Consider the following 22,179-nt stretch of genomic DNA (forward strand, 5'->3'; position numbering starts at 1 on the left):
GTGCCGGCCGCGTGAGGGGACCGGTCGAACCGTGATGCGGTCGCGAAGGGACCGTTCGGACTGTCGCAGCCGCGAACGGACCGGTCGCACCGCCATCGCCGCTGACCTGCAGTTGCCCTTCCCTTCTTGACTCTGACACCGTGTGAGACCGGAACGTAGGCGGTGTCATGTTCAGTATCGGAGAGTTCGCCAAGGTCGGCCGCGTGTCCGTGCGGATGTTGCGGCACTACGACGCGCTCGGTCTGCTCAGGCCCGCCCGCGTGGATCCCCACAGTGGGTACCGTTTCTACGCCGCGGAGCAGCTTCCGCGGCTCAACCGCATCCTGGCGCTCACGGATCTCGGCATCGGGCTCAAGCAGGTGGCCGAGGTGGTCGACGAGGGGCCGAGTGCGGAGCAGCTGCGCGGGATGCTCAGGTTGCGTCGCGGGGAGCTGGCGGAGCGGGTGGCGGCGGAGACGGCGCGGTTGGCGCGGGTCGAGGCGAGGCTCCGGTTGATCGAGGTGGAGGACGCCATGTCCGAAGTGGACGTTGTGGTCAAGCCGGTGGACGCCGTGCGGGTGGTGGCGATCGGGGGGATCGCCGAGTCGTTCGAGCACGAGGACATCGGGCCCGTGGTCGGGGGGCTGTGTGCGAGCCTGGCCGAGCGGATGGAGGGCGCGGGGCTGAAGTTCGCCGGGCCGGCCGTGGCCCGGTACGAGCCGGCCGACGACCGGGTGCGCGTGCAGGCGTGCGCGCCGTACGTCGGGTCGCCGGAGGGGGCCGGGTTGGACGAGGTGGAGTTGCCGGCGCTCGCGCAGGCGGCGACGCTCGTGCACCGCGGCACGATGGTCACCATCGCCGAGTCGTACCAGGCCCTCGCGCGCTGGATCGACGACAACGGTTACCGCGCCGAACCGGGGCAGGCCCGTGAGGTCTACCTGCACACCGACGGGGACCAGACGGGCTGGGTCACCGAGCTGCAGATCCCGGTCTCGGCGGTCTGACCGAAGGCACCGTCAACCCGGGGTTGACGATGAGCGAATCGTCAACCTAGAGTTGACGGCATGACCTACCCCGTGAAGCTCGACGACCTCATCAGCGCCATCAAGGCCAACAACGACAAAGACGCTCTGGCGCAGCTCTCCGACGCCGTGTACCTGGGCGAGCACCTCGGAGAGCTCGCCGATCACCTCATCGGGCACTTCGTGGACCAGGCACGGCGGTCCGGCGCTTCGTGGACCGACATCGGCACGAGCATGGGCGTCTCGAAGCAGGCGGCGCAGAAGAGGTTCGTGCCGAAAGTCGACCCGGGAGGTGATCCGGGCGGGGTGATCGAGCGCGTCTACGGCCGCTACACCGACCGCGCGCGGCACGTCGTCGTCGCGGCGCAGCTCGCGGCGAAGGAGGCGAAGAGCCCGGGCATCGACACCGTGCACCTGGTGCTCGGGCTGCTCACCGAACCGGCCGCGCTGGCCGCCGGGATCATGGTGTTCCAGGGCGCGAGCCTCGACGCAGTGAAGGAAGCGGCGCAGGCGCGGCTGCCCGAGGCCGTCGACCCGGTGCCGGACCCCATGCCGTTCACCGCGGCCGGCAAGAAGACGCTCGAGCTGACCCTGCGCGAAGGCCTGCGCCTCGGCCACAACTACATCGGCACCGAGCACATCCTGCTCGCGATCCTGGAGCAGGGCGAAGGTGCCGGCTACGAGGTGCTCGCCGGGCTGGGTATCACGAAGGAGGCTGCGGAAGCGAAGATCCGCGAAGCCCTCGCCGAAATCCTGGCCGCACGCGAACAGTGAGGTACGCGGTCGTCGTCGCTTTGCTTCTGGTGGCGGCGACCGCTCGACCCCTAGGCTGGCGCGATGGCCGACCGGTTCATGGAGGAGTTCCGCCAGGCGTTCGAAGACGCCCAAGGCGACGGCCCTCCCGCCATCCAGAGCTTCCAGATCGTCGAAGAACCCAACGCGGACGAAGCCCTCGCCGCCGAGGCAAGCCGGCTGCTCGAGCCGATCGTGCAGCAGCTCGCGCTCCTCGGCCCGCCCGGCTGGGAATGGTTCGCCGCCGAGTTCTCCTTCACCGTGTCGGCCGAGATCGCGCTGCTGCGGTTCTTCGCGGGCAACCAGCAGCGCGACGTCTACGTGCCCGAGCCCGTGACGGCGATGCTGCGCAACCAGCGCCACCTCGCCGCGCGGATGTCGGCCGGCCCGTGGTGGCGGCTGATCCTGAGCGTGCTCAACAGCGGCCAGCTCAGCGTGAGCTACGACTACGGCGACGAACCCTTTCCCCAGCACCAGCTTCTGCCGCCGCAGAACTACCGCGACGACCTGCGCACCTACCGCCGCCCGCACGTGCCCCAGTGGCTCACGGAATACACGGCGCAGTAAAGAGGCGCAATGAAAAAGGGCCCCCGCCGAAGCAGGGGCCCTCTTTTCACCGGAACTCAGGCACCGACCTCGTCACGCGAGTCCGTGGCCCACAGCGTGTGGAACGAACCCTCGCGGTCGACGCGGCGGTACGTGTGCGCGCCGAAGTAGTCGCGCTGGCCCTGCACGAGCGCGGCCGGCAGCCGGTCGGCGCGCAGGCCGTCGTAGTACGCCAGCGCGGTGGAGAAGCCCGGCGTCGGGATGCCGAGCTGCACCGCGGTGGAGATCACCGAACGCCAGGAGTCCTGCGCGTCCTCCACGGCCTTGCGGAACGCGCCCGCGGTGAGCAGCGTCGGCAGCGCGCTGTCCTCGGCGTAGGCCGCGGTGATGTCGTTGAGGAACTTCGCGCGGATGATGCAGCCACCACGCCAGATCGACGCCACGGCGCCCAGGTCGATGTCCCAGCCGTACTCGGTCGCACCGGCCTGGATCTGGTTGAAGCCCTGCGCGTACGCCACGACCTTCGACGCGTACAGCGCCTGCTCCACGTCGTCGGCGAAGGTCTCGAGCGCGGCGCCCTTCAGCGGCGTGCGCGCCGGCCCCGCCAGCCCGCGGGCAGCGGCGCGCAGCGGCTTCGAGCCCGACAGCGACCGCGCGAACACGGCCTCGGCGATGCCACTGATCGGCACGCCCAGGTCGAGGCCGATCTGCACGGTCCAGCGGCCCGTGCCCTTCTGCTCCGCGGCGTCTTCGACGATGTCGACGAACGGCTTGCCCGAGGCACTGTCCACGTGCTTGAGCACGTCGGCGGTGATCTCGATGAGGTACGACTCCAGCCGGCCGGTGTTCCACGTGGAGAACACCTCGGCGGCCTCCGCCGGCGAGTACCCGGCCGCGCCGCGCAGCAGGTCGAACGACTCGGCGATCAGCTGCATGTCGGCGTACTCGATGCCGTTGTGGACCATCTTCACGAAGTGGCCCGCGCCGTCCGCGCCGATGTGCGTGCAGCACGGCTCGCCGTCGACCTTGGCCGAGATGTCCTCGAACAGCGGGCCGAGCGACTCGTACGACTCCTTCGAGCCGCCGGGCATGATGCTCGGCCCGTTGAGCGCGCCCTCTTCACCGCCGGACACGCCCGTGCCCACGAAGTGCAGCCCGCGCTCGCGCAGCGCGGCTTCGCGCCGGCGGGTGTCCGCGAAGTGCGCGTTGCCGGCGTCGACGATCACGTCGCCCGGCTCCAGCAGCGGCGCGAACTCCTCGATCACGGCGTCGGTGGGCCCACCGGCCTGCACCATGATCACGATCTGCCGCGGCCGCTCCAGCGCGTCGACGAACTCCTGGGCGGAGTACGCCGGGATGAAGTCGCCCTCGTCACCGAACTGCTCGACGAGCGAGCGCGTGCGCGCCTCGGAGCGGTTGTGCAGAGCGACCGTGTGCCCGTGCCGGGCCAGGTTCCGCGCCAGGTTGCGGCCCATGACCGCCAGGCCGGTGACCCCGATGCTCGCCTTCTTGCTCATCCGAACCCTTTCCGAAGTCTCTGCCGGAGTCCGAGCCTAGCGCCGTTGAGCGCCCGGCGAACCTGCGACAACATTCACGGGACATTCGGGAATGCACTTCTCGCCCGAAGGGGTAACCCGAGGTAAGACGGGCGCGGTGCGGGCCGCACCCGGCGTCAGGAAAAGCAGCGGATCGGCGCGCCGTTGTAGGCGACCATGTCCGTGATCGCCGCGACCAGGTCGATCGGGGCGCCCCACTCGGCGCCGTCGAGCTCGGCGTACGCGCGGTGGAAGTTGCCGGCGAGGCGTTCCTGTTCGGACAGGCCCGAGAACTCGCCCAGGTCGGTCTCCTTGGCCAGCTGCAGGGGCGAAAGCCCGGCCGCCTTGCCGCGTTCGGCGGTTCGCTGCACGAAGGCGAGGTAGGCGTCGACCACGTCCACCGTCTCGAGGCCGCACGGGCCGCCGTGGCCGGGCAGGATCACGGCGGGGTCGAGCTCGCGGATCACGTCGAGCGCCTTGCGCCAGCCGGCGACCGAGCCCATGAGCGCGAAGGGGCTGCCGCCGTTGAAAACGAGGTCGCCGGCGAAGAGCACGCGCTGCTCGGGCAGCCAGGCGAGCACGTCGTTGGTGGTGTGCGCGGCGTGGCCGGGGTGGCGGAGCTCGATCACCGTGGCGCCGGCGTGGACGGTGAGGCTTTCGTCGAACACGACGTCGGGCGCGCGCAGCTCGAGGTGGCCCCAGTCGTTGCCGACGAGCGCGCCCTCGTAGGTCTCGATGCCGGCCGCGAGCATCGCGTCCCGGGTCTTGCGCTGGCCGATGATCGTGGCGCCGCCCACGAGGTAGTTGCCGTTGGTGTGGTCGGAGTGGTGGTGGGTGTTCACGAGCGTCGTGACCGGTCCCGCCGTCGCCTCGGCCGCGGCGAGCAGCGCGCGCGTGCGGCGTTCGGTGGCGCACGTGTCGATGAGCACGCTGTGGTCGCCGGCGGCGACGAAGCCGCAGTTGTTGATGAACCAGGAGCCGTCGGGCTGCACGTAGCCGAACACGCCTTCGGCGAGCTGCTCGACCTTCGCGGCCGTGGGGGAGCGATCGATCACGTCCGCCACTATGCCTGAGAGCGCGGAGCCGAAGTAGTCCGGATGGAGCAGCGGTGGTGTCCGAAGGGGCTCATCCGCCCTGGTCCAAGCGAGTGACAATCGTGGTGACTGGCTTTTCGGATCATTTCCTGGAACGCTGCCCGGTGTCATCATCGAACCCCGTTGGGTAAAGGTACTAACCTGGGTGGTTCGAACGTTCGCGCGCCGGCAGTGGTCGAGAGACCGCCGAAGGCGGTTACTGGTCCGGGAGAGCAAGGCTGATGGCGAGCACCGTCACCTCGCGCCGGAAGCAGCTCGGCAACGAGCTCCGGCATGCCCGCAACGCCGCGCGGATGACTCAGCAGCAGGTCGCCGAAGTTCTCGGCTGCACCCAGGGCAAGGTCAACAAGATCGAGTCCGGTGCCGTGGGGGTCAAGCTCGGAGATGTGCGATCGATGCTGAACGCGTTCGGGATCAACGGCGAAGAAGCCGACACTTTGATGAACCTGGCCCGCGCCGCGGCCGGGCAGCGCGGGCACTGGTCGGGGTACCGCTCGGTGGTACCCCACTGGTTCCGCACCTTCACCGACCTGGAGCCGGCGGCCGCGGAGATCCTCACCTGGCACGGTGAGCGCATCCCCGGCCCGCTGCAGTCCGAGCACTACATGCTCAAGCAGTTCACGGAGGCGGGCGCCACCGACGTCACGTCGCTGGTGCGCAACCGGCTCGACCGCAAGGCCGTGTTCGACCAGCAGCAGCCGCCGTACTACCGGTTCATCGTGAGCGAGGGCGCGCTGCGCCGCGCACCCGGTGGGTTCGCGCCGGCGGTGATGCTCGACCAGGTCGAGCACATGCTGGCGCTCGACCGCTACCCCCGCGTATACGTGCACGTGCTGCCCTTCGGCGCGAAGCTCGCCGCGGTGCCCAACGACTTCACGATCATGCGGTTTCCCGACCGCACCCGTGATTTCGTCTACATCGAACACTCCGCGGGCGGGCTCTACCTCGACGACGTGAAGGACTTCAACATCTTCGTCGACTCGTGGGACCGCCTGCGCGGTGCGGCGCTGGAACGCGGCGAGACGCGCCAGTTTCTCAAGGAGCTGGCCGAGGGCTACCGGGCGCAGATGTCGCGGTGATTTCCAGCAGTGGCACGGTTTGTTCCGCGCCGGGCTGGGTGTTGATCTCTTCCTGCACGCGCTGAGCGGCTTCGCGCCAGCGGCTTTCGGTGAGCAGCCGCACGGCTGTGTCGTGGATCTCCTCGGGTGTGGCGGTTTCCGGGTCGAGCGCCACGCCGGCGCCGAGCCGCGCGAGCTGCCGTGCGTTGCCGGGCTGGTCGGCGCCCATCGGGAACACGAGCGAGGGCAGGCCGTGGCTCAGCGCGCCGAGCACGCTGCCGGAACCACTGTGGGACACCACGAGATCGATGCTCGGCAGCAGCTCGGCCTGGGGCACGAACCGCTCGACGCGCACGTGGTCGGGCTGCTCGCCGAAACCCGCCGGGTCGAGCTGGGTGCCGACGGTGGTGGTCACTCGCGCGGCAAGCCGGCCGAGCCCGGCGAGCGTGCGTTCGAAGAGATCGCCGGAGGCGGTGTTGAAGTCCGTGCCGAGGGTGAAGTACACGCCAGGCGGCTCGTGCGGCGTCCGCGGCGGAATCGGGTCGCCCTGGCGGAAGGAGAACGCGCCGGGCGGCAGCGGGGCGCCGGGGTCGCGCAACGACGGCGGGAACGGTGCGAGCACGAGCTGCCCGTCGAGCATGGTGAGTCCACGGTCTTCCGGCAGGCCGTGTTCGGCCCGCAGCTCGTGGAGGGGTTCGACCACGAGGTCCTTGCGCACCAACGTTCCCGCGGCCAGCACCAGCACGGTCACGCACGGCAGACCCGCCTTTTCGGCGGCGATCGCGGCGCCGAAGTCCACCTCGTCGCGGATCACGAGATCCGGCTGCCAGTCGCGGATGATCTCCAGGAGCTTCCCGGCCCGTTCGCGGCCGGCGCGGCGGGCGAAGAGCTCGCGGATCTCCCAGTCGTCGCGCGCCGGGTCGACGGGTGGCAGCGGCTCGCGTACGCGCGCGGTCTGCGGCCGGGCCTCGCTCGTGGCCAGCGCCGTGAACCCGGCCCGCTCCACGGTCGGCAGGTGCGCGCCCGCCCCGGCCACGGCGACGGTGTGGCCCCGGAGCACGGCCGCCCGCGCGACGGGCGCCAGCGGATCGAAGTGGCCGCGGCCGCCGACGAAGGTGAAGAGGAAGCGCATTCTCGGCAACGTACTGGGTGCCGGTGGGACCGGTCGTGTCGTTTTCCCGGGCTTCGGTCCCCAGCGGCTGGTTCACGTTTGCCGTAGCGCAGGGCGTCCGGATCGCCGCGTGGTCGGGCATTGCTCTCGAACAGGGCGCGTTCTGTCGCTTCTGGGCGGCCGAGTTGCCCGATCAGGCGTCACTCGATCGGGGGTCGGCTGCACGGCGTGCCCGGGGATCGGCAGACTGGTCCGCACCAGCACACCGCGGGTCGGAAAGGGACAGCTGATGACACAGGTACCGGATCCCGAAGCCCCGGAGGGCATCGACCTCGAGCGGCCGAACGCGGCGCGCATCTACGACTGGTTCCTCGGCGGCACGGCCAACTGGGCCATCGACCGGGAGTTCGGCGAGCGTGCGGTCCAGACCTTCCCGATGATCAAGACCATCGCCCGGTCCGGGCGCGAGCTGCTCGGCCGCACCGTGCGCTACATGGCGCGCAACGGCATCGACCAGTACCTCGACCTCGGCTCGGGCGTGCCGACGGCCGGCAACGTGCACCAGATCGCCACGTCGGTGAACCCCGACGCGCGCTGCGTGTACGTGGACAACGAGCCGGTGGCCGTCGCGCACTCGCAGATCCTGCTGGAGCGCGAAGGCGTCGCCGGCCGGCACGCGGTGCTGCAGGGCGACCTGCGCAACCCGGGTGACATCTGGCCGCGCGCGCTCGACACCGGCGTGCTGGACCCGAAGCGCCCGATCGGGTTGATCATGTCCGGCGTCCTGTACTTCATCGGCCGCGACGAGCCGGCCCAGGAGATGGTGCGCCGGTACCTGTCGCTGGTGCCGTCGGGCTCGTACTTCATGGCCTCGCACATCACGCTCGACGGCGTGCCGCTGGCCGACGGGCAGAGCCGCGAGGAGATCCACGAGCAGTACAAGCAGTCGAGCACGCCGATCCACTTCCGCTCGCGCGCGGAGTTCTCGGAGTTCTTCGACGGCCTCGAGCTCGTGGACCCCGGCGTGGTCTGGGTTTCGGAGTGGCGGCCGGAGGAAGGCGAGTCGCGCAACAGCGACCGCATGGCCGCCGACCCGTCGTTCAGCGGCGGCATCTGCGCAGTGGGACGGAAGCCGTAACAACGAACGCGCTCCCCGGGAGGGTGAGGGCCCGGGGAGCGCTGGTTCGGTGGTCTGGTTCGCGGTTACACGCGGGACGGACCCAGTCCGTGGACGAGTCCGGCGAGGTCCACGCGTGCCTCCAGCGGCCGCGTGGCGCGGACGAGGTCCGGCTGGCGCGGGGCGGGCACGTCGAGGTCGGTGTCCCAGGTGACCGGCTTGCGCAGCGGCGCCTGGATCAGGCTGAAGCCGAAGCGGCTGCGCAGCTCGTGATTGATCCCACGTCGGCCGGGAGTGTGTTCATCCTCACGGCGGAAGAGCGTGGTGAGCCGGACGGCCATGAGATCACACCCCCAGTTCCGATAGCGGTGACCGGGGCAGATCCACTCCGGCCAGACCGAGGCAGCTTTCGCACGGCATGCCCACGCCCGGTGCCAGCCACTCGACGTGGTCCCGGGGAAGCTTCTCCCCGCACCTCGCGAGCACCTCGGTGCCGGAACCCGTGGCATCCACGCCGAACACGTGCACGACCCGGCGGGATTCGCCGGCCCTGCCGGGGGCGAGCCTGCCCGTGGTGAGCATGTTCGCCGTGGTGCTGTCCTGGATGATCACGCGGTCCCTCCCCCCGAGGTCGGTGCCGGTTCGTGAACTCCGCTGGCGGGTTGGGCCGAATGCAGCAAGCCATTCACCCACCATCGGCGCCCCGATCGATGCGATTAATCCTACTCCTGGAATAATCTTCATGTCGAGATCGGGCCGAGTTGATCACCCGCTTGGCCCTGCGGTTTGCTCCGTAGTGACAGAAAGAAGCCGGGGACGTGTGCGGCGACCACACGCCCTGCAGGAGGCTCGGAGGTACGACCCATGACGGATTATCCGTCGCTCCAGGATTACGACCCGGACTCGGCCGAGGGGCTGTTCGAGGACGCTGCCTGGGAGAAGTCGTTCGCCAGCGAGCCCAACGGAGGCAGCTGCGTCGAGGTCAACCTGGGCCGTTCCGACCTCGTCGGCGTCCGCGACACGAAGCTCGCCTCGAGCCCCGTGTTCGTGTTCGACCGGGGCGAGTGGGAGGCCTTCCTGGTGGCGGTGAAGGCCGGGCAGTTCGACCTGCCGCCGAGCGCCTGACGCGAGGTTCACGATTTGCCCGTGAGTTCCTGTGCGGGCCTTGACGTGGGAGTTTCACCAACTGTCACCCGAAAGGGTGAGGTGCCCTGACCCAGGGTGGTCAGCCAGGCGCGAGGCGCCCCAATGTGGCGTTGGGTGCGTTGGGTGCACCGAACGCCACATTGGGTGCGTTGGGTGCAACCAATGCCGCATTGGGGCAGTACGGGCGGGGATGCGTCAGGCCGCGGTGGCGACCCCGCCACCACGCAGGCGGCCGCGGGTACGGCGCCAGGCGATGACCACGAGCACCACCAGCCCGATCAGCGGCAGGCTGCTGATCGCCCAGCTCAGCCCCATCGGCGGCCCCGGCTGCGCCAGCACGCGCAGGTTCGCCAGCTCGCCGGTGCCCTGGCCCTGGGGGCCGTTGATCGTGAAGCGGAACGCCCACGCGCCTTCCGTCGGCAGGGCCCGGATGTCCAGACCCCACACGTCGCGCTTGCGCGGGTGCCGGGCCAGCGGCTGCGGCCGCTGGAAGGCGCTCGACGCCGGGTTGTGCATCGCGAGCGTGCCCGTTTTGGTGCCGATGCCGCCGTCCGGGATGAAGGTGAAGTCGAGCGACTGCATGGCGCGCAGCGGCCACGTCGAGAAGCCGACGGTGAGGCCGTAGGGGCCGGCCTGCACGTGTTCGGTGTGCACGATGTTCACCGGCTCGTACGCGTCGGCCGGCAACGCCGTGGCGAACAGCAGGCCGATGACCGCGCCGAGCGCCAGCAAGGTCCTACGCATCCGAACGCACCCCCGAAACCGGGGCGAGCAGCCGGAGCATGCCGCCGAAGCGCCACCCCGCGAAGCCGCCCGCCAACCCCAGCACGCCGGCCACGAGACCGGTCGCGATCACCGAACCGAAGTCACCGACGTGACCCGAGTACACCCAGCCGCGCTGCAGCGGCAGCGTCGCGCCCACCAGCAGGCCGGCCAGCCCGCCGGCGAGCACCGACACGCGGCCCGGCTGCCAGCCGCGCCGGCGCGCGATCAGCAGGTAGCCCTCCACGAGCGCGGCCACGGGCAGCAGCGCCATCGGCATCAGCGCCGGCATGTCCGGCACGCCGCTCACGTAGTCGCGCACCGGCAGGCCCACGAGATCGGCGTACCAGCGCGCCGCCCACGGCGAGAACCACCAGAACACGCCCTGGATCACGGCCAGGATCGCCGCCGTCGCCACGGCGCCACCGGGGCGGCGCAGGAACCCGGCGCCGGTGAACACGAGCAGCACGGACAGCAGGGTCGAGCCCACCGACGTCGCCTCGACCGGGTCGAGGTCCACCTGCTGCAGCCCCAGCGCGGTGACCGCGCTGAACGCGATCAGCACGGCCAGCGAGCCGAACACCCCGATCCGGCCCCACCGCTGCTCGCGCGCCGCCGCGAAGACCATGGTGGTGCCGATGATCGACAGCGTCACCGAGAGCAGCAGCCCGATGTGCGGCGGCGAGTCGATCACGGCGTCGAAGCCGTACAACCCGTGCCACCACTGGTCCCACAGCCCGTAGAGCAGGAACGCGGCGGCGCCGATCCCCGAGATGAGGTACCCCGCCGGCGCGGCGAACGTGCGGCCGAACACGCCGATCGCGCGGCCGCCGACGCGCGGGTCCACCGGCCGTCCGGCGCGCTGCGCGGCCGTGGTCAGCAGCACCACGGCCAGGCTCGCGAGCCCGACGATCGCGCTGCCCGCGTACAGGAACAGGTGCGGCAGCGTGAAAAACGTGTCCGGCCCGACGTCGTCGTGCCACTGCACGTCCCACGTGAGCCCGACCATCGAGATCACCGAACCCGCGAGCACGGTGCTCGCCGGAGCGAGCCCCGGCCTTCTCGTCGCGGCGACCACCCGGGCCCCCGACGCGGTGAGATCCATTCCCAGCCCCCTCTATTGATTGACCAACACGGGAAACACGACCTGGCCGGTGCCCGCCGGCCCGCGCAGGGAGACCGTGATCTCCCACTGGCCCGCCATCGGCAGGCCGACGTCGGCGGCGCGGAAGTGCCCGGGCCCGTCGGCGGTGGCCGGCACCGGCGTGATGGCGTGGCCCATCTGCGGCATCACCGGCTCCACCGTCACGCCGTCGACGGCCGGCCCGGTCACGGCGAACGCGAACGTGTTGCCTCCGACGCGGGGCGCGTCCGCGGAAAGTTGCACGGTGTAGGGGCCGGTCGTCGACTGGAGCACGGTGGGACCGGTCGAGCCGCGGCCGAAGAGCAGCCAGCCGGCGATGATCGCGGCCAGCAAGACGACCACGGTGATGAGCACGACCGGGCGCCGTTGTTTTGGCGGACCTTGTTGTCTGGTCGGATGCGGTGGTTCTGGAGGACCCTGTTGTCCTGGTTGGCTCTGGTGCTCTGGTGGACGGTTCATGAGCCCCCTCCCGGAGCGGCCGGGACGTCGAGCGCCACCGGCACGGTGAGCACGGACCAGCCGCGTTCGGCCTGCAGCCACAGGCGGTAGCGGCCGGGCGTGGCGAAGGTGTAGGTGAAGGGCACGTCGGGGCCGTACGCGTTCACGGTTTCGTCCGGCACGCCGGTGAGGCCCGGTACGTAGGGCGGCATGGCGTGCGCGTGGGCCCAGGTCGGTGCGGTGGCGGCCGCGGCGCCGACGTCCGCGTCCGACGGCAGGGGGCCGACGACGACCAGGTGGCCGAGCATGCCGAGCCACGGCTGGAGGTCGCCGGTGGGGAAGTGGACGGTGATGGTGACCGGGGTGCCGGCTTGGATCGGGGTCGTGGTGATGTCGATCGGCGTGCCGTTGATCACGCGTTTTCCAGGCCCGGCAGGGATTTCGGCTGTCGTGTGGCCAGTGGTGGTGAGGTCCACTGTGGACCTGGCGAGCTGGACCCCGCCGCCGCGGCGTTCCAGTTCTGCTGCCACCGCGTAGGTTCCGGCCTCCGGTGGGGTGAAGGCGACGTGGTAGGTGCCGGGTGCCACGCGGACCGGGTGGAGGTGCCACAGCCGGCCCGACGGGGACACGACGATGAGGTGCACGAGGGCGTCGTCGTGGATCACGAGGTCGTCGGCGGGGCGGCCGGTGGAGCCGTCGGTGAAGTGGAGGTCGAGGCCCGGGCGTTCGGTGTTTTGGTGCTGCACGGTGAAGTTCACCGGCGGGCGTGAGTAGTCGGTGACGGGGAGGCGGGAGAGGGCGTACGGGTCGGTGACGTTGTCGACGGTGGCGTCGAGCTGTGCGCCGGGGGCGGGAGGCGGGGGAGTGCCGGTGGACAGCAGCGCGCCGGTGATCGCGACGGCCAGGGCCGCGACCATTCCGCCGGCCGGCACCAGCGCGTAGGCCGTGCGGCGCGATCGCACGGCCACGGCCAGCGCGATGAGCAGGAGCGCACCGGCCGCCACGAAGCCGCCGTACGCCGCCTTTTCCCACGGTGGCACCACTTGCGCGGGGACGACGAACGGGATGGTGGCGGTGGTCGTGCCGTCGGAGAGCCGGAGTTCCCACGGCCCCGGGTGATCGACGGCGACTTCGCCCGAGTACAGGCCGGGGGTCGCTGCGAGGGTGACTTCGCCGCGCGAGAACACGACGCCGTCGGCCGCCGCGGCGAGGGCGAGCGTGCCGGGCGCGGTGCCGGTGTGCGTGGCGATGTCGACGTGCAGCTCGCCCGGTGTCACGTCGATGCGCCGCATGATCACCGTGAGGTCGCGCGCGCCGAGTGTCTGCGCCACCTGGATGTCCGAGCCCACGGGCGCTCCGTCGGCGCGCGCGGTTCCGCCGCCGAGCGCGATTCCCAGTGCGCACAGCAGCATCAGCATCGCGGTCTTCTTCGAGGTCCCCATCGCAGGAAAACGTAGCGAGGTCGGGGTGCCCGAATCGTCACGGAAGCGGGGGAAGATCCATCCCCGGTTCGGGGGATGCCGACCCTGAGGTGGGCCGTGGTTGCGAAGCGGAACATCGCTCCGTATGGTTAACGGAGCAAAGTTCCACTTGTTTGGGTCGGAGGACCACCTCATGCAGTACCGCACCTTGGGCCGCACCGGCGTCCAGGTCAGCGCCCTTTCGCTCGGCGCCATGAACTTCGGCGCGATCGGCCGCACCACGCAGGACGACGCCACGGCCCTCGTGACCGCCGCGCTCGACGGCGGCATCAACGTGATCGACACCGCCGACATGTACAGCGCCGGCGAATCGGAGACGATGGTCGGCAAGGCACTGGCCGGCCGCCGCGACGACGTCGTGCTCGCCACGAAGGCCACCCTGCCGATGGGCCCGGAACGCAACCACCGCGGCGGCTCACGCCGCTGGCTGGTGACCGCCCTCGACGACAGCCTCCGCCGCCTCGGCGTCGACCACGTCGACCTGTACCAGATGCACCGCTGGGACCCGGAAACCAGCGACGAGGAAACCCTTGCTGCGCTTACGGATCTGCAGCGCGCCGGGAAGGTCCGCTACTTCGGCTCGTCGACGTTCCCCGCGTACAAGATCGTGCAGACGCAGTGGGCCGCGCGCGAGCACCGCCTGGGTCGCTACGTGACCGAGCAGCCCAGCTACTCGATCCTCCAGCGCGGCATCGAGGCCGACGTGCTGCCGATGACCGCCGCTTACGGCATGGGCGTGCTCGCGTGGAGCCCACTCGCGTCGGGCTGGCTCTCGGGCGCCGTGCGCGAGGGGCGCGAGATCACCACCAGCCGCTCGAAGACGCTGCCCCAGCGCTTCGACCTGGCCCTCCCCGCCAACCGCGCCCGCCTCGACGCCGTGGAACACCTGGCAAAAATCGCCGACGAGGCCGGCCTCACGCTGATCCAACTGGCCCTCGGCTTCGTCACCGCACACCCGGCCGTCACCAGCGCCCTCGTCGGCCCGCGCACGCTTGAGCACCTGCGCTCCCACCTTGCCGCCGCGGACACTGTGCTGCCGGGTGACGTCCTGGACGCCATCGACGAGGTGGTCGCCCCCGGTGTCGACCTCGCGGCGCACGAAAAGCTCGATGCCCCGCCAGCGCTGCTTGACCCGACGCTGCGGCGTCGCTGAAGGGACTCGACGTGGCGCCCGCCTCGCTTGACTCGGCGCTGCGGCGCCGTTGAAAGGACTCGACTTGACGCCCGCTCTGCTCGACCCGATGCTGCGGCGCCGCTGAGGGACTCGGCGTGGCGCCCGCTTTGTTTGACTCGGCGCTGCGGCGCCGTTGTAGGGCTCGATGTGGCGCCTGCCTTGTTCGGTTCGGCGCGGCGGCGCTGTTGTAGGGCTCGGTGTGGCGCCTGCCTTGTTCGGTTCGGCGCTGCGGCGTCGCTGAAGGGACTCGACTTGTCAACCGCTCTGCTCGACCCGGCGCTGCGGCGCCGCTGAAAGGACTCGACGTGACACCTCGATTCGGCATCATGACCGCGCCCATGCAAGTGGAGTACGGCGAACTGCTGCGCGTGTGGCAGGAAGCCGACGCGACTCCGGAGATCGCGCACGCCTGGCTGTTCGATCACCTCCTTCCCATTGCCGGCGACCCTTCCGGGCCGATTTTCGAAGGCTGGACCCTGCTTTCCGCCCTCGCCGCACAGACGCGACGGCTCCGGCTCGGCCTCATGGTGACCAGCAACCGCTTCCGCCCACCCGCCCTCCTGGCGAAGATCGCCACCACGGTGGACATCGTCTCCGCCGGCCGCCTCGACTTCGGCATCGGCGTCGGCTCCCGACCCAGCCACCCCTTGGCCCGCCGCGAGTACGAGGCCCACGGCCTGCCATTCCACGACACCGCGCACGCCGTGGAGAGCCTCGCCGAGGCGTGCACCGTGATCCGTCGCTTGTGGACTTCCCCGTCACCCTTCGACTTCACCGGCTCGACCGTGCAACTGAAGGGCGCCTTCGGCAACCCCAAGCCTCTGCAGCACCCCCACCCACCCATCGTGATCGGCGGCCGCGCCTCCGCGACCCTCCGCGTGGCCGCCCGGCACGCCGACATCTGGAACATCCCCGGCGGCGACCTCGCCGACTGCGTGAGCCGCAGCGCACTGCTCGACCGGTACTGCCTCGAGCTCGGCCGCGATCCAGCGGAGATCGCGCGGTCGATCCACCTGCCGGTGTCCTACGCGGATCCGGGGCTCACTCGGAAGGCCATCGCCGAGGCGGTGGATGCCGGATTCGAGCACGTGGTGCTCGGCTTGGCGGCGCCGTTCCCGGAGGGTGTGGTGCGGTGGGTGGTGGATGAGTTGATCAAGGGTTAGGTCGCCCGGAGTGCGGGTCGGCGGGTCGGCGCCTCCTTGGGGTGTTGGCGCCGGTTCTTGGGGGTGGCGGTGGGTGGTCGGGAAGTGGGTGCGGCTCGGTGCGTGGGTTTGCGCGGGCTGGTCGGCGCGTCCTGGGCTTGTCGGCGCCCTCGCTGGAGGGCACGGCGCGGTGGATGGTCGAGGAGGTAGCCGCGGCCTAGCCCAGGAACCTCCGAAGGTAGGTCACCACCTCCTCGGCTATCGGCGCCGTCTGCGGAGGGGCGTAGCCGCGGTGGATGGTCGGGGCTGATCGTGGCTTGGTACGGGACTAGCGCGCCGGTTGGCTGCCGCCTCGTCGGCCTGTTGGCGCCCTAACCGGAGGGACCGATGTGGCGGCTGGTCGGAGACCGGTTCGCGGCGTGGTGCGTCGGTTCGTGCGGGCGGGCTATCCCTTCTCGGCCTGTCGGCGCAGCCCCGGAGGACTGGCAGCGGTGGATGGTCAGAGGGCGGATCGCGGCTTGGTTCGAGTGCTAGTGCACTTTGACTGTCGCCTCCTGTGCTGGGCGGGTGACGTGCTCAGGGGTGGTGCGGTGGATGGTCGAGGAGCCGGTCGCGGCTCGGTTCGAAAGTTCGTGCAGGTTGGCTGCCACTCGTTGGCCCGTCGTCGCCTTGTCCAGGGGGCGCCACGTGGTCGGGGAGCGGGTCGCGGCGTGGTGCGTGGGTTCGTGCGGGCCGGTTGTCGTCTCCTGGGCATGGTGGCGCCGTCTCCGGCGAGTGGTGTGGTCGGGGAGCGGGTCGCGGCCTTGGTCAGGAGTTCGCGCTAGCTCGCCATCGATTCGCGGGCGATCGCGCGCTGTTCCTGGGACCGGGCTCTGCCCGTGTGCGGCGAGCCGAGCAAGGCTTCGTCCACGAAGTTCGGCTGCCGCACCACGACTTCCGAGAGTTGCACCTCGGGCGGGCGTGGCTGGCGCAGCCGATCGCGGTCTAGCCCAGGAACCTCCGCAGGTGGGCCACCACCTCCTCCGGCTGTTCCTCCGGCAGGAAGTGGCCGCAGTTTTCGAGGCCGGTGCCGGTGACGTTGTCGGCGTAGGTGCGCCAGATGTCGAGGGTCGGGAGTTTGCCGAGGAGGCCGGCTTGGCCCCAGAGGGCGAGGAGGGGCTGGGTGAGGCGGTGGCCGGCCTCGAAGTCGGCGTTGTCGAGGGTGGCGTCGTCGGGGAAGGAGGCGCGGTAGTCGTCGAAGCCGGCGCGGAGGGCGCCCGGGGCGGAGAAGGCGCGGACGTACTCGGCGACGTCTTCGGTGGGCAGGCCTTGGCGTTGGAAGGTCCAGCGTTCGAAGAAGTAGCCGAGGTACGCGGCGATGTTGCTGCCGGCGAGCAGCTCCGGCAGGTCGGGTTGCAGGTGGAAGAGCCAGTGCCAGTAGCCCTTGGCGACGTCGGCGTCGAGGCGGCGCCACATTTCGCGCGTGGGAGCGATGTCGAGCACGGCCAGGCGGTCGACCTGGTCCGGGCGGTCGAGCGCCCACCGGTGACCGACCCGGCCGCCGCGGTCGTGACCGACCACCGCCACCCGGTCGAAGCCGAGTTGCTCGGCCAGGTGTGCGAGGTCGGCGGCCATGGTGCGTTTGTCGTAGCCACCAAGGGGTTTGTCGGTGCGGCCGTAGCCGCGGAGGTCGGGTGCGATCACGGTGTGGGTTTCGGTCAGCGGGCCCGCGACGCGGTGCCAGCAGTGCGACGTCTGCGGCCACCCGTGCAGGAGGAACACGGGTGGGCCGTCGCCGCCGCGCAGGTAGTGCATCCGGAGATCGCCGACCTGCGCCATGGAGGGTTCTAACCGGCTCATGGGGTTAGACGCTACCGGAGGCGGCTAACCGGTGGCAAGGGTTAGAGTTGACACCATGGAGTGGGCTTTCGACGGCGGGCGGCCGTGTCTCGACCTCGTCAACACGCTGCGCAACCGCTATGCGCCCGAGGGCGTCGAAATGCTGACGTCGCCCGAAAAACTCGCCGAATGGCTGTCGCTCGCGGGTCTCACCGACGGGCAGGTGCCCGTGACGGAAGAGGACCTGGAAAACGCGAAGTGGCTGCGCGAAGCGGTCAACCGGCTGGTCACGACGCAGCCCGCCCGCCCGGACGTCGACCTCGTCAACAAAACCGCCGACGAACCCCTGCCGAACGCCCACCTCCACCTCGCCGGCGGCGAACTGCGCCGCACCGCGCCAACCCCGCGCAACCCGGTGGCGGCCGCCCTCGCCCGCATCGCCACCGACGTCGTCGAGCTGGTCACCAGCCCGGTCGACGTCCGCGTGTGCGCCGCCGAAGACTGCGGCCTGCGCTTCGCGGACGCCTCACCTCGCCGCACGCGCCAATGGTGCTCGATGTCGCGCTGCGGCAACCGCGCAAAGGCTCGCGCGCACTACGCCCGGACGCGCGGCTGATCACGGCACCAGCAGCCGCCAGCGCGATCCTGGCCGTCACAACGGCTGGTCAGACCACGGATGCTCCCGCCGCCGCACGTTCAGCTTCCCGATCCACGGGCGCCAGACGGTCGAAAGACCGCACCACTAGATAAAACCGCCGGGATCTTCGTTCGTCCGCTTCGCACACACCGCACCACGCGGCACGCGCCAATGGCACGCGATGTCCCTCCGCTGCAGTCGGACGCCCGAACCCACGGCCACCAGCAGAATCAAAAAGTCAAGACAACAGCCGATAAGCCCACGGATGCTCCCTCAACCACACGTTCAACTTCCCGATCCACCGCATGTGCACCGTCCGCACCGACACCGGCACCAACCCGCCAACAACCCGCACCACCCAACAAAACCGCCGAAACCGCCGCTCATCCGCAACAGTCCACTGCAGACCCAACTGCTCCCGCAACGCCGACGGCAACGTAGCCCGGATCAAAAACATCTGCCCCCGCGCCTGCCAGCCCCGCAGAGTCGGCCACCACCGATCCGGCAGCCACCGCACCGGTTTCGGGACCGTGCGGATCGTCGAGAACAACGTCGTCATCGTCGGGTTCGGGCGGAAGGAAGCCACCATCTCGTCGTAGTACGCCTCGAACGAAGCCCAATCCGGCGGCAGGTCCCGCTCCCGCACACCGAGCACCCGGCCGATGTCGCACATCTGCGCGTAGTACTCGTCCAGCTCACCATCAGTCAACGGCCGCCCGAAAAACCGTTGCACGTCAACCGGAACGCGCACCAACGTCGCGTGCACCCAGGCGTACGCCGCGGGATCCAGGCCGCTGTAGCGGCGCCCCTCCGCCACGCCCGTGAAGGTCCGGTGCAGGTCCCGCAGCCGCGCGGCTTCGAAGTGGGCGCCGGAAGCGCCGCCGTACACGTAGATCGACAGGGAGGCGCCTGTGCGCATCAGGCGGGTCCACGGGTCCTCGGTGTAGTTCGAGTGGTCGCGCACGCCCGCGGCGACCACGGGGTGGGCCACCTGCAGCACCAGGACCTGGCCGGCGAGCAGCACGTCGCGGAAGTCGCCGAAGTAGCGCCAGGCCGCGGTGCCCCGGACGACCGGCGGGGCCACCTCAGGCCCCGCGCAGCAGCATCATCAGGGGCTCGGCCGCAGGGACGTCGGTGCCCGTCGAGAGGCGGCGCAGCTGCAGGCCGGCGATGAGCGCGACGACCGGGCCCGCCACGCGCACGGGGTCGGGGACGCCGAGGGCGCGCAGGATCGTCGTCGCCAGGTCGTCGTACGCGGCGAAGCAGCGCGCGGACGCTTCGCGCAGGCCGGGATCACGCGCGGCCTGCAGGTAGAGCTCGTGGGGCGCGAGGTCGTCGGTGCCGAAGGGCAGCTGTTCGATCACGTGCTCCACCACGGTCGCGGCCTGTTCGAGGCTGAGGCCGTCGGCAGTGTGCGCGTCGGCGATCGCGGCGAGCTTGGCCGTTTCCTCTTCGGCGAACAGCAGCATCGCTTCGCGCAGGAGCTCGGTCTGGCTGGGGAAGTGGTAGGTGAGCGTGCCGAGCGAGACGCCCGCCGCGGCCACGATGCGCCGGTTGGTGAGGCCGCCGACGCCCTGCTCGCCGACGACCTCGAGGGTTGCCCGCAGGATCGCGTCGCGGGTGTTCACCACACCCTTGCGGGCCGGCGCAGGTGCCACCGTCGGACCTCTTCCAGTTGCGCGGCAACGGAGATCAGCCGCTCCTCGGCGTGCGACGGCCCCAGCAGCTGGGCGCCGAGCGGCAGCCCCTCCGCCGTGGTGCCGGCCGGGACGTTGATCCCCGGCCAGCCGAGCACGTTCCACGGCCAAGCGTAGGGGCACGCGGCGATCATCGTCTGGTCGGTGCGCCAGCCGGTGAGGCCGTCGAATGCGCCGGTCTTCGGCGGTGGTGTCGCGGTGGTGGGGGTGAGCAGCACGTCGACGCGGCCGAACACCGAGCCGATGCGGCGCTGCAGCGCGGGTTCGAGGGCGCGCGCGAGTTTCAACGCGCCGGCCAGCACGGTGCCCTGCTGCGCGTTGCCGCGGGTGCGCGGGTCGAGCTTGGCCTTCTCGGGGACGCGAGCGGCCCAGTCGCGCACGCCGGTGAGCGAGCGCGGCAGGAAGGTGAGGCCGATGAGGCCGTAGTCGGGGTCGATCTCCACGATCTCGTGGCCGAGGTTCGCGAGCGCCTCCGCGGTGGCACGCACGGCTGCCTCCACCGCCGGGTCGAGGCTCGTTCTCGTGGCCGTGAACGGGATCCTGGTCGAGAGCCCGATGCGCAGCCGACCGGGTTCGCGCCGAGCGGCGGCGCGGAAGACGCCGTCGGACGCGGTGGTCACGTCGAGCAGGGCCGCCGCGTCGGCGACGGTGCGGGCGAGCGGGCCGAGCACGGTCAGGCCGTGGAACAGCTCCCCGCCGAGCGGCACGCGGCCGCGTTGCGTCTTGATCCCGACGAGCCCCGTCCACGCCGCCGGGATGCGCACCGAGCCCGCGCCGTCGGAGCCCAGCGCCGCCGCGACCACGCCGCCGGCCACCGCGGCCGCCGAGCCGCCCGAAGAACCGCCAGGAGTGTGGTCCGGGTGCCACGGGTTGCGCGTGACGCCGAACGCCGGCCCCTCCGTGAACGGCCATTGGCCCAGCTCAGGCGTGTTCGTCTTGCCGATGATCACGGCGCCGGCCTGTTTCAGCAGCCCGACGGCCGGGGCGTCCACCTCGGCGTTCGGGAAGTCGCCCGCGCAGCCGAACGCCGTCGGCAAGCCGGCGAGATCCACGTCGTCCTTGATCGCCACGGGCACGCCCAGCAGTGGCGTCGCCTCGCCATGCGCCCGGCGCCGGTCGGCTTCTTCGGCCTCGGCCAGGGCTTCGGCGTCGCGGATTCGGCGGAACGCGTTGAGCACGGCCTGGCTCGCGTGCGCCTCGGCCAGCGCCGTCTCCGTGAGCGCGACGGACGTGGTTTCCCCGGCTTCGAGAGCCGCCACCTGCTCGGCGACGGTCGTGAACGCGGAAGTCCTGACGGTCATCGGGCCACCCCCGGAGTTCTCGTTCGTTCGAACGAACGCTACCAGCGAACTGTGATTCCGGCTGCCTGGTTCGACAGCGCACCCGCGTGGGCCGACCATGGGCTCACGCCCGCCCATCCCCCACGGAGGATCGATGACGTTCGACTTCGACCGGTTTCCCGTTTTCGACGCGTTCCCGCGGGCGGGGCTCGGCAGCGGGCCGACACCTCTGCTGGCGGCGCCGCGGCTGGGCGAGGCGCTGGGGCTGCCGCGGCTGATGCTCAAGCGCGACGACGTGCACCCGCTCGGCGTCGGCGGCAACAAGCTGCGCAAACTCGACTTCCACCTCGGCGCGGCGCTCGCGGCGGGCGCCGACACCGTGATCACGTTCGGCGCGCTGCAGACCAACCACGGCCGCCAGACCGCGGCCGCCTGTGCGCGGCTGGGGCTGCGCTGCGAGCTCGTGCTCACCGCGAAGGTGCCGCGCGAGGGCGAGGCCTACGAGCACTCCGGCAACATCCCGCTCGACCTGCTCTTCGGCGCCCGCGTGCACATCTGCGCCACCGCCGAGGAAGCCGAGCGCACGTACGAAGAGCTGCTCGCCTCGGCCGACTATGAGGGCCGCAAGGTCTTCACGGTCCCGACCGGCGGCTCCGACGCGCTCGGCACCCTCGGCTACGTCGCCGCGACCCACGAGCTCGCCCAGCAGCTCTCGGCCCTCGGCATCGACAGCGCGCGCATCGTCGCGCCGCACGCGAGCGGCGGCACGTCCGCGGGCCTCGCGCTCGGCACCGCGCTGCTCGGCAACCTCGGCGCCGATTTCGCCTGCGTGAGCCACCCGCTCGACGAGGCCACCGACAACCTCACCCACCTCGTCACCTCCGCCGCGCAGCTGCTCGGCGTGGACACCCCGTCGCTGGACCACGTGCGCATGAGCGACTCCACGATCGGCGAGGGCTACGGCATCCCGGCGCCTTCCACGTGGGGTGCGCTGCGGCTGTTCGGCCGCACCGAAGGCGTGGTCCTCGACCCGGTCTACTCCGGCAAGGCCGCGGCCGCCCTCGTGGAATGGGCCGCCGACGGCCGGTTCGACCCGGAGGAGACGGTGGTGTTCCTGCACACCGGTGGCCTGCCTGGGTTGTACGGCTATGCGCCGGAGTTCGTGGCGGCCATGCAGGAGTGAACGCCGGAGTTCGTTGCCGTCAG

At 70.8% G+C, this 22,179-nt stretch carries 23 protein-coding genes; 10 read left to right on the plus strand and 13 right to left on the minus strand.

All coding sequences use genetic code 11. The features are described 5' to 3' along the window. Positions 1 to 167 precede the first annotated feature (167 nt). The 3 genes from VSH64_RS39590 (at position 168) to VSH64_RS39600 (ending at position 2,360) form a co-directional block, all read left to right on the plus strand. On the plus strand, positions 168 to 983 hold the full coding sequence (locus VSH64_RS39590; protein ID WP_326567864.1) for a MerR family transcriptional regulator: 816 nt from the start codon (positions 168 to 170) through the stop codon (positions 981 to 983). Positions 984 to 1,043: 60 nt separating this feature from the next. Next, positions 1,044 to 1,775 (plus strand): Clp protease N-terminal domain-containing protein, encoded by a 732-nt coding sequence (locus VSH64_RS39595; protein ID WP_326567865.1) that lies wholly within the window; start codon positions 1,044 to 1,046, stop codon positions 1,773 to 1,775. A gap of 63 nt (positions 1,776 to 1,838) precedes the next feature. Beyond that, positions 1,839 to 2,360, plus strand: coding sequence for a hypothetical protein (locus VSH64_RS39600; protein ID WP_326567866.1), 522 nt, complete (start codon positions 1,839 to 1,841; stop codon positions 2,358 to 2,360). 56 nt (positions 2,361 to 2,416) lie between these two features. Here the strand turns inward: VSH64_RS39600 and gndA are convergent, their stop codons facing one another. Beyond that, on the minus strand, positions 2,417 to 3,856 hold the full coding sequence (gene gndA / locus VSH64_RS39605; RefSeq protein WP_326567867.1) for an NADP-dependent phosphogluconate dehydrogenase: 1,440 nt from the start codon (positions 3,854 to 3,856) through the stop codon (positions 2,417 to 2,419). Positions 3,857 to 4,011: 155 nt separating this feature from the next. After that, on the minus strand, positions 4,012 to 4,929 hold the full coding sequence (locus tag VSH64_RS39610; RefSeq protein WP_326567868.1) for an MBL fold metallo-hydrolase: 918 nt from the start codon (positions 4,927 to 4,929) through the stop codon (positions 4,012 to 4,014). A gap of 260 nt (positions 4,930 to 5,189) precedes the next feature. Here VSH64_RS39610 and VSH64_RS39615 point away from each other — a divergent pair, with 260 nt between their 5' ends. Continuing rightward, entirely contained in the window at positions 5,190 to 6,047 is an 858-nt protein-coding gene (locus VSH64_RS39615) for a helix-turn-helix domain-containing protein (RefSeq protein ID WP_326567869.1), read from the plus strand. Here the strand turns inward: VSH64_RS39615 and VSH64_RS39620 are convergent. Beyond that, positions 6,004 to 7,158, minus strand: coding sequence for a glycosyltransferase (locus VSH64_RS39620; protein WP_326567870.1), 1,155 nt, complete (start codon positions 7,156 to 7,158; stop codon positions 6,004 to 6,006). The genes VSH64_RS39615 and VSH64_RS39620 overlap by 44 nt on opposite strands. A gap of 268 nt (positions 7,159 to 7,426) precedes the next feature. Here VSH64_RS39620 and VSH64_RS39625 point away from each other — a divergent pair, with 268 nt between their 5' ends. Beyond that, on the plus strand, positions 7,427 to 8,275 hold the full coding sequence (locus VSH64_RS39625; RefSeq protein WP_326567871.1) for an SAM-dependent methyltransferase: 849 nt from the start codon (positions 7,427 to 7,429) through the stop codon (positions 8,273 to 8,275). 65 nt (positions 8,276 to 8,340) lie between these two features. Here VSH64_RS39625 and VSH64_RS39630 read toward each other — a convergent pair whose 3' ends face one another. Further along, positions 8,341 to 8,595, minus strand: coding sequence for a hypothetical protein (locus VSH64_RS39630; protein ID WP_326567872.1), 255 nt, complete (start codon positions 8,593 to 8,595; stop codon positions 8,341 to 8,343). 4 nt (positions 8,596 to 8,599) lie between these two features. Then, complete coding sequence (locus VSH64_RS39635; RefSeq protein WP_326567873.1) at positions 8,600 to 8,866, minus strand: hypothetical protein; 267 nt, start codon at positions 8,864 to 8,866, stop codon at positions 8,600 to 8,602. 252 nt (positions 8,867 to 9,118) lie between these two features. On the opposite strand from VSH64_RS39635, the gene VSH64_RS39640 reads away from it, so the two are divergent. Next, the gene (locus VSH64_RS39640; protein WP_326567874.1) at positions 9,119 to 9,379 is read left to right on the plus strand and encodes a DUF397 domain-containing protein; all 261 of its coding nucleotides are present in this window, start codon (positions 9,119 to 9,121) and stop codon (positions 9,377 to 9,379) included. 216 nt (positions 9,380 to 9,595) lie between these two features. On the opposite strand, the gene VSH64_RS39645 is transcribed toward VSH64_RS39640, so the two are convergent. The 4 genes from VSH64_RS39645 to VSH64_RS39660 form a co-directional block, all read right to left on the minus strand. Continuing rightward, on the minus strand, positions 9,596 to 10,144 hold the full coding sequence (locus VSH64_RS39645) for a hypothetical protein (protein WP_326567875.1): 549 nt from the start codon (positions 10,142 to 10,144) through the stop codon (positions 9,596 to 9,598). Further along, positions 10,137 to 11,267 carry a hypothetical protein gene (locus VSH64_RS39650; protein WP_326567876.1) on the minus strand — a complete coding sequence of 377 codons (1,131 nt, stop codon included), beginning with the start codon at positions 11,265 to 11,267 and terminating at the stop codon, positions 10,137 to 10,139. The genes VSH64_RS39645 and VSH64_RS39650 overlap by 8 nt, the downstream gene beginning before the upstream one ends. Before the next feature lie 12 nt (positions 11,268 to 11,279). After that, positions 11,280 to 11,660: a FixH family protein gene (locus VSH64_RS39655; protein WP_326567877.1), complete on the minus strand. Its 381-nt coding sequence runs from the start codon at positions 11,658 to 11,660 to the stop codon at positions 11,280 to 11,282. A 101-nt stretch (positions 11,661 to 11,761) separates the two neighbouring features. Then, positions 11,762 to 13,186, minus strand: coding sequence for a hypothetical protein (locus VSH64_RS39660; RefSeq protein ID WP_326567878.1), 1,425 nt, complete (start codon positions 13,184 to 13,186; stop codon positions 11,762 to 11,764). A gap of 172 nt (positions 13,187 to 13,358) precedes the next feature. Here VSH64_RS39660 and VSH64_RS39665 point away from each other — a divergent pair, with 172 nt between their 5' ends. Together VSH64_RS39665 and VSH64_RS39670 are read left to right on the plus strand one after the other, a co-directional pair. Further along, the gene (locus VSH64_RS39665; RefSeq protein ID WP_326567879.1) at positions 13,359 to 14,378 is read left to right on the plus strand and encodes an aldo/keto reductase; all 1,020 of its coding nucleotides are present in this window, start codon (positions 13,359 to 13,361) and stop codon (positions 14,376 to 14,378) included. A 347-nt stretch (positions 14,379 to 14,725) separates the two neighbouring features. Then, on the plus strand, positions 14,726 to 15,562 hold the full coding sequence (locus VSH64_RS39670) for an LLM class flavin-dependent oxidoreductase (RefSeq protein WP_326838159.1): 837 nt from the start codon (positions 14,726 to 14,728) through the stop codon (positions 15,560 to 15,562). Positions 15,563 to 16,525: 963 nt separating this feature from the next. Here VSH64_RS39670 and VSH64_RS39675 read toward each other — a convergent pair. Further along, on the minus strand, positions 16,526 to 17,380 hold the full coding sequence (locus tag VSH64_RS39675) for an alpha/beta fold hydrolase (RefSeq protein ID WP_326567880.1): 855 nt from the start codon (positions 17,378 to 17,380) through the stop codon (positions 16,526 to 16,528). Between the two features lie 55 nt (positions 17,381 to 17,435). On the opposite strand from VSH64_RS39675, the gene VSH64_RS39680 reads away from it, so the two are divergent. Next, positions 17,436 to 17,975 (plus strand): CGNR zinc finger domain-containing protein, encoded by a 540-nt coding sequence (locus tag VSH64_RS39680; RefSeq protein ID WP_326567881.1) that lies wholly within the window; start codon positions 17,436 to 17,438, stop codon positions 17,973 to 17,975. Positions 17,976 to 18,234: 259 nt separating this feature from the next. Here VSH64_RS39680 and VSH64_RS39685 read toward each other — a convergent pair whose 3' ends face one another. Genes VSH64_RS39685 through VSH64_RS39695 form a run of 3 tightly spaced genes read right to left on the minus strand, consistent with a single transcriptional unit; the run spans position 18,235 to position 20,994 of the window. Further along, a complete protein-coding gene (locus VSH64_RS39685; protein ID WP_326567882.1) occupies positions 18,235 to 19,080 on the minus strand; it encodes an oxygenase MpaB family protein in 846 nt (281 codons plus the stop codon). A gap of 1 nt (position 19,081) precedes the next feature. Next, positions 19,082 to 19,624 (minus strand): TetR/AcrR family transcriptional regulator, encoded by a 543-nt coding sequence (locus VSH64_RS39690; protein WP_407655708.1) that lies wholly within the window; start codon positions 19,622 to 19,624, stop codon positions 19,082 to 19,084. Then, positions 19,621 to 20,994 carry an amidase gene (locus tag VSH64_RS39695; RefSeq protein WP_326567884.1) on the minus strand — a complete coding sequence of 458 codons (1,374 nt, stop codon included), beginning with the start codon at positions 20,992 to 20,994 and terminating at the stop codon, positions 19,621 to 19,623. The genes VSH64_RS39690 and VSH64_RS39695 overlap by 4 nt, the downstream gene beginning before the upstream one ends. Before the next feature lie 133 nt (positions 20,995 to 21,127). On the opposite strand from VSH64_RS39695, the gene VSH64_RS39700 reads away from it, so the two are divergent. After that, positions 21,128 to 22,156, plus strand: a complete 1,029-nt coding sequence (locus tag VSH64_RS39700) for a D-cysteine desulfhydrase family protein (protein ID WP_326567885.1) — start codon at positions 21,128 to 21,130, stop codon at positions 22,154 to 22,156. The last annotated feature ends 23 nt before the right edge of the window (positions 22,157 to 22,179 follow it).

Source organism: Amycolatopsis rhabdoformis (assembly GCF_035918295.1).
GTDB lineage: Bacteria > Actinomycetota > Actinomycetes > Mycobacteriales > Pseudonocardiaceae > Amycolatopsis > Amycolatopsis rhabdoformis.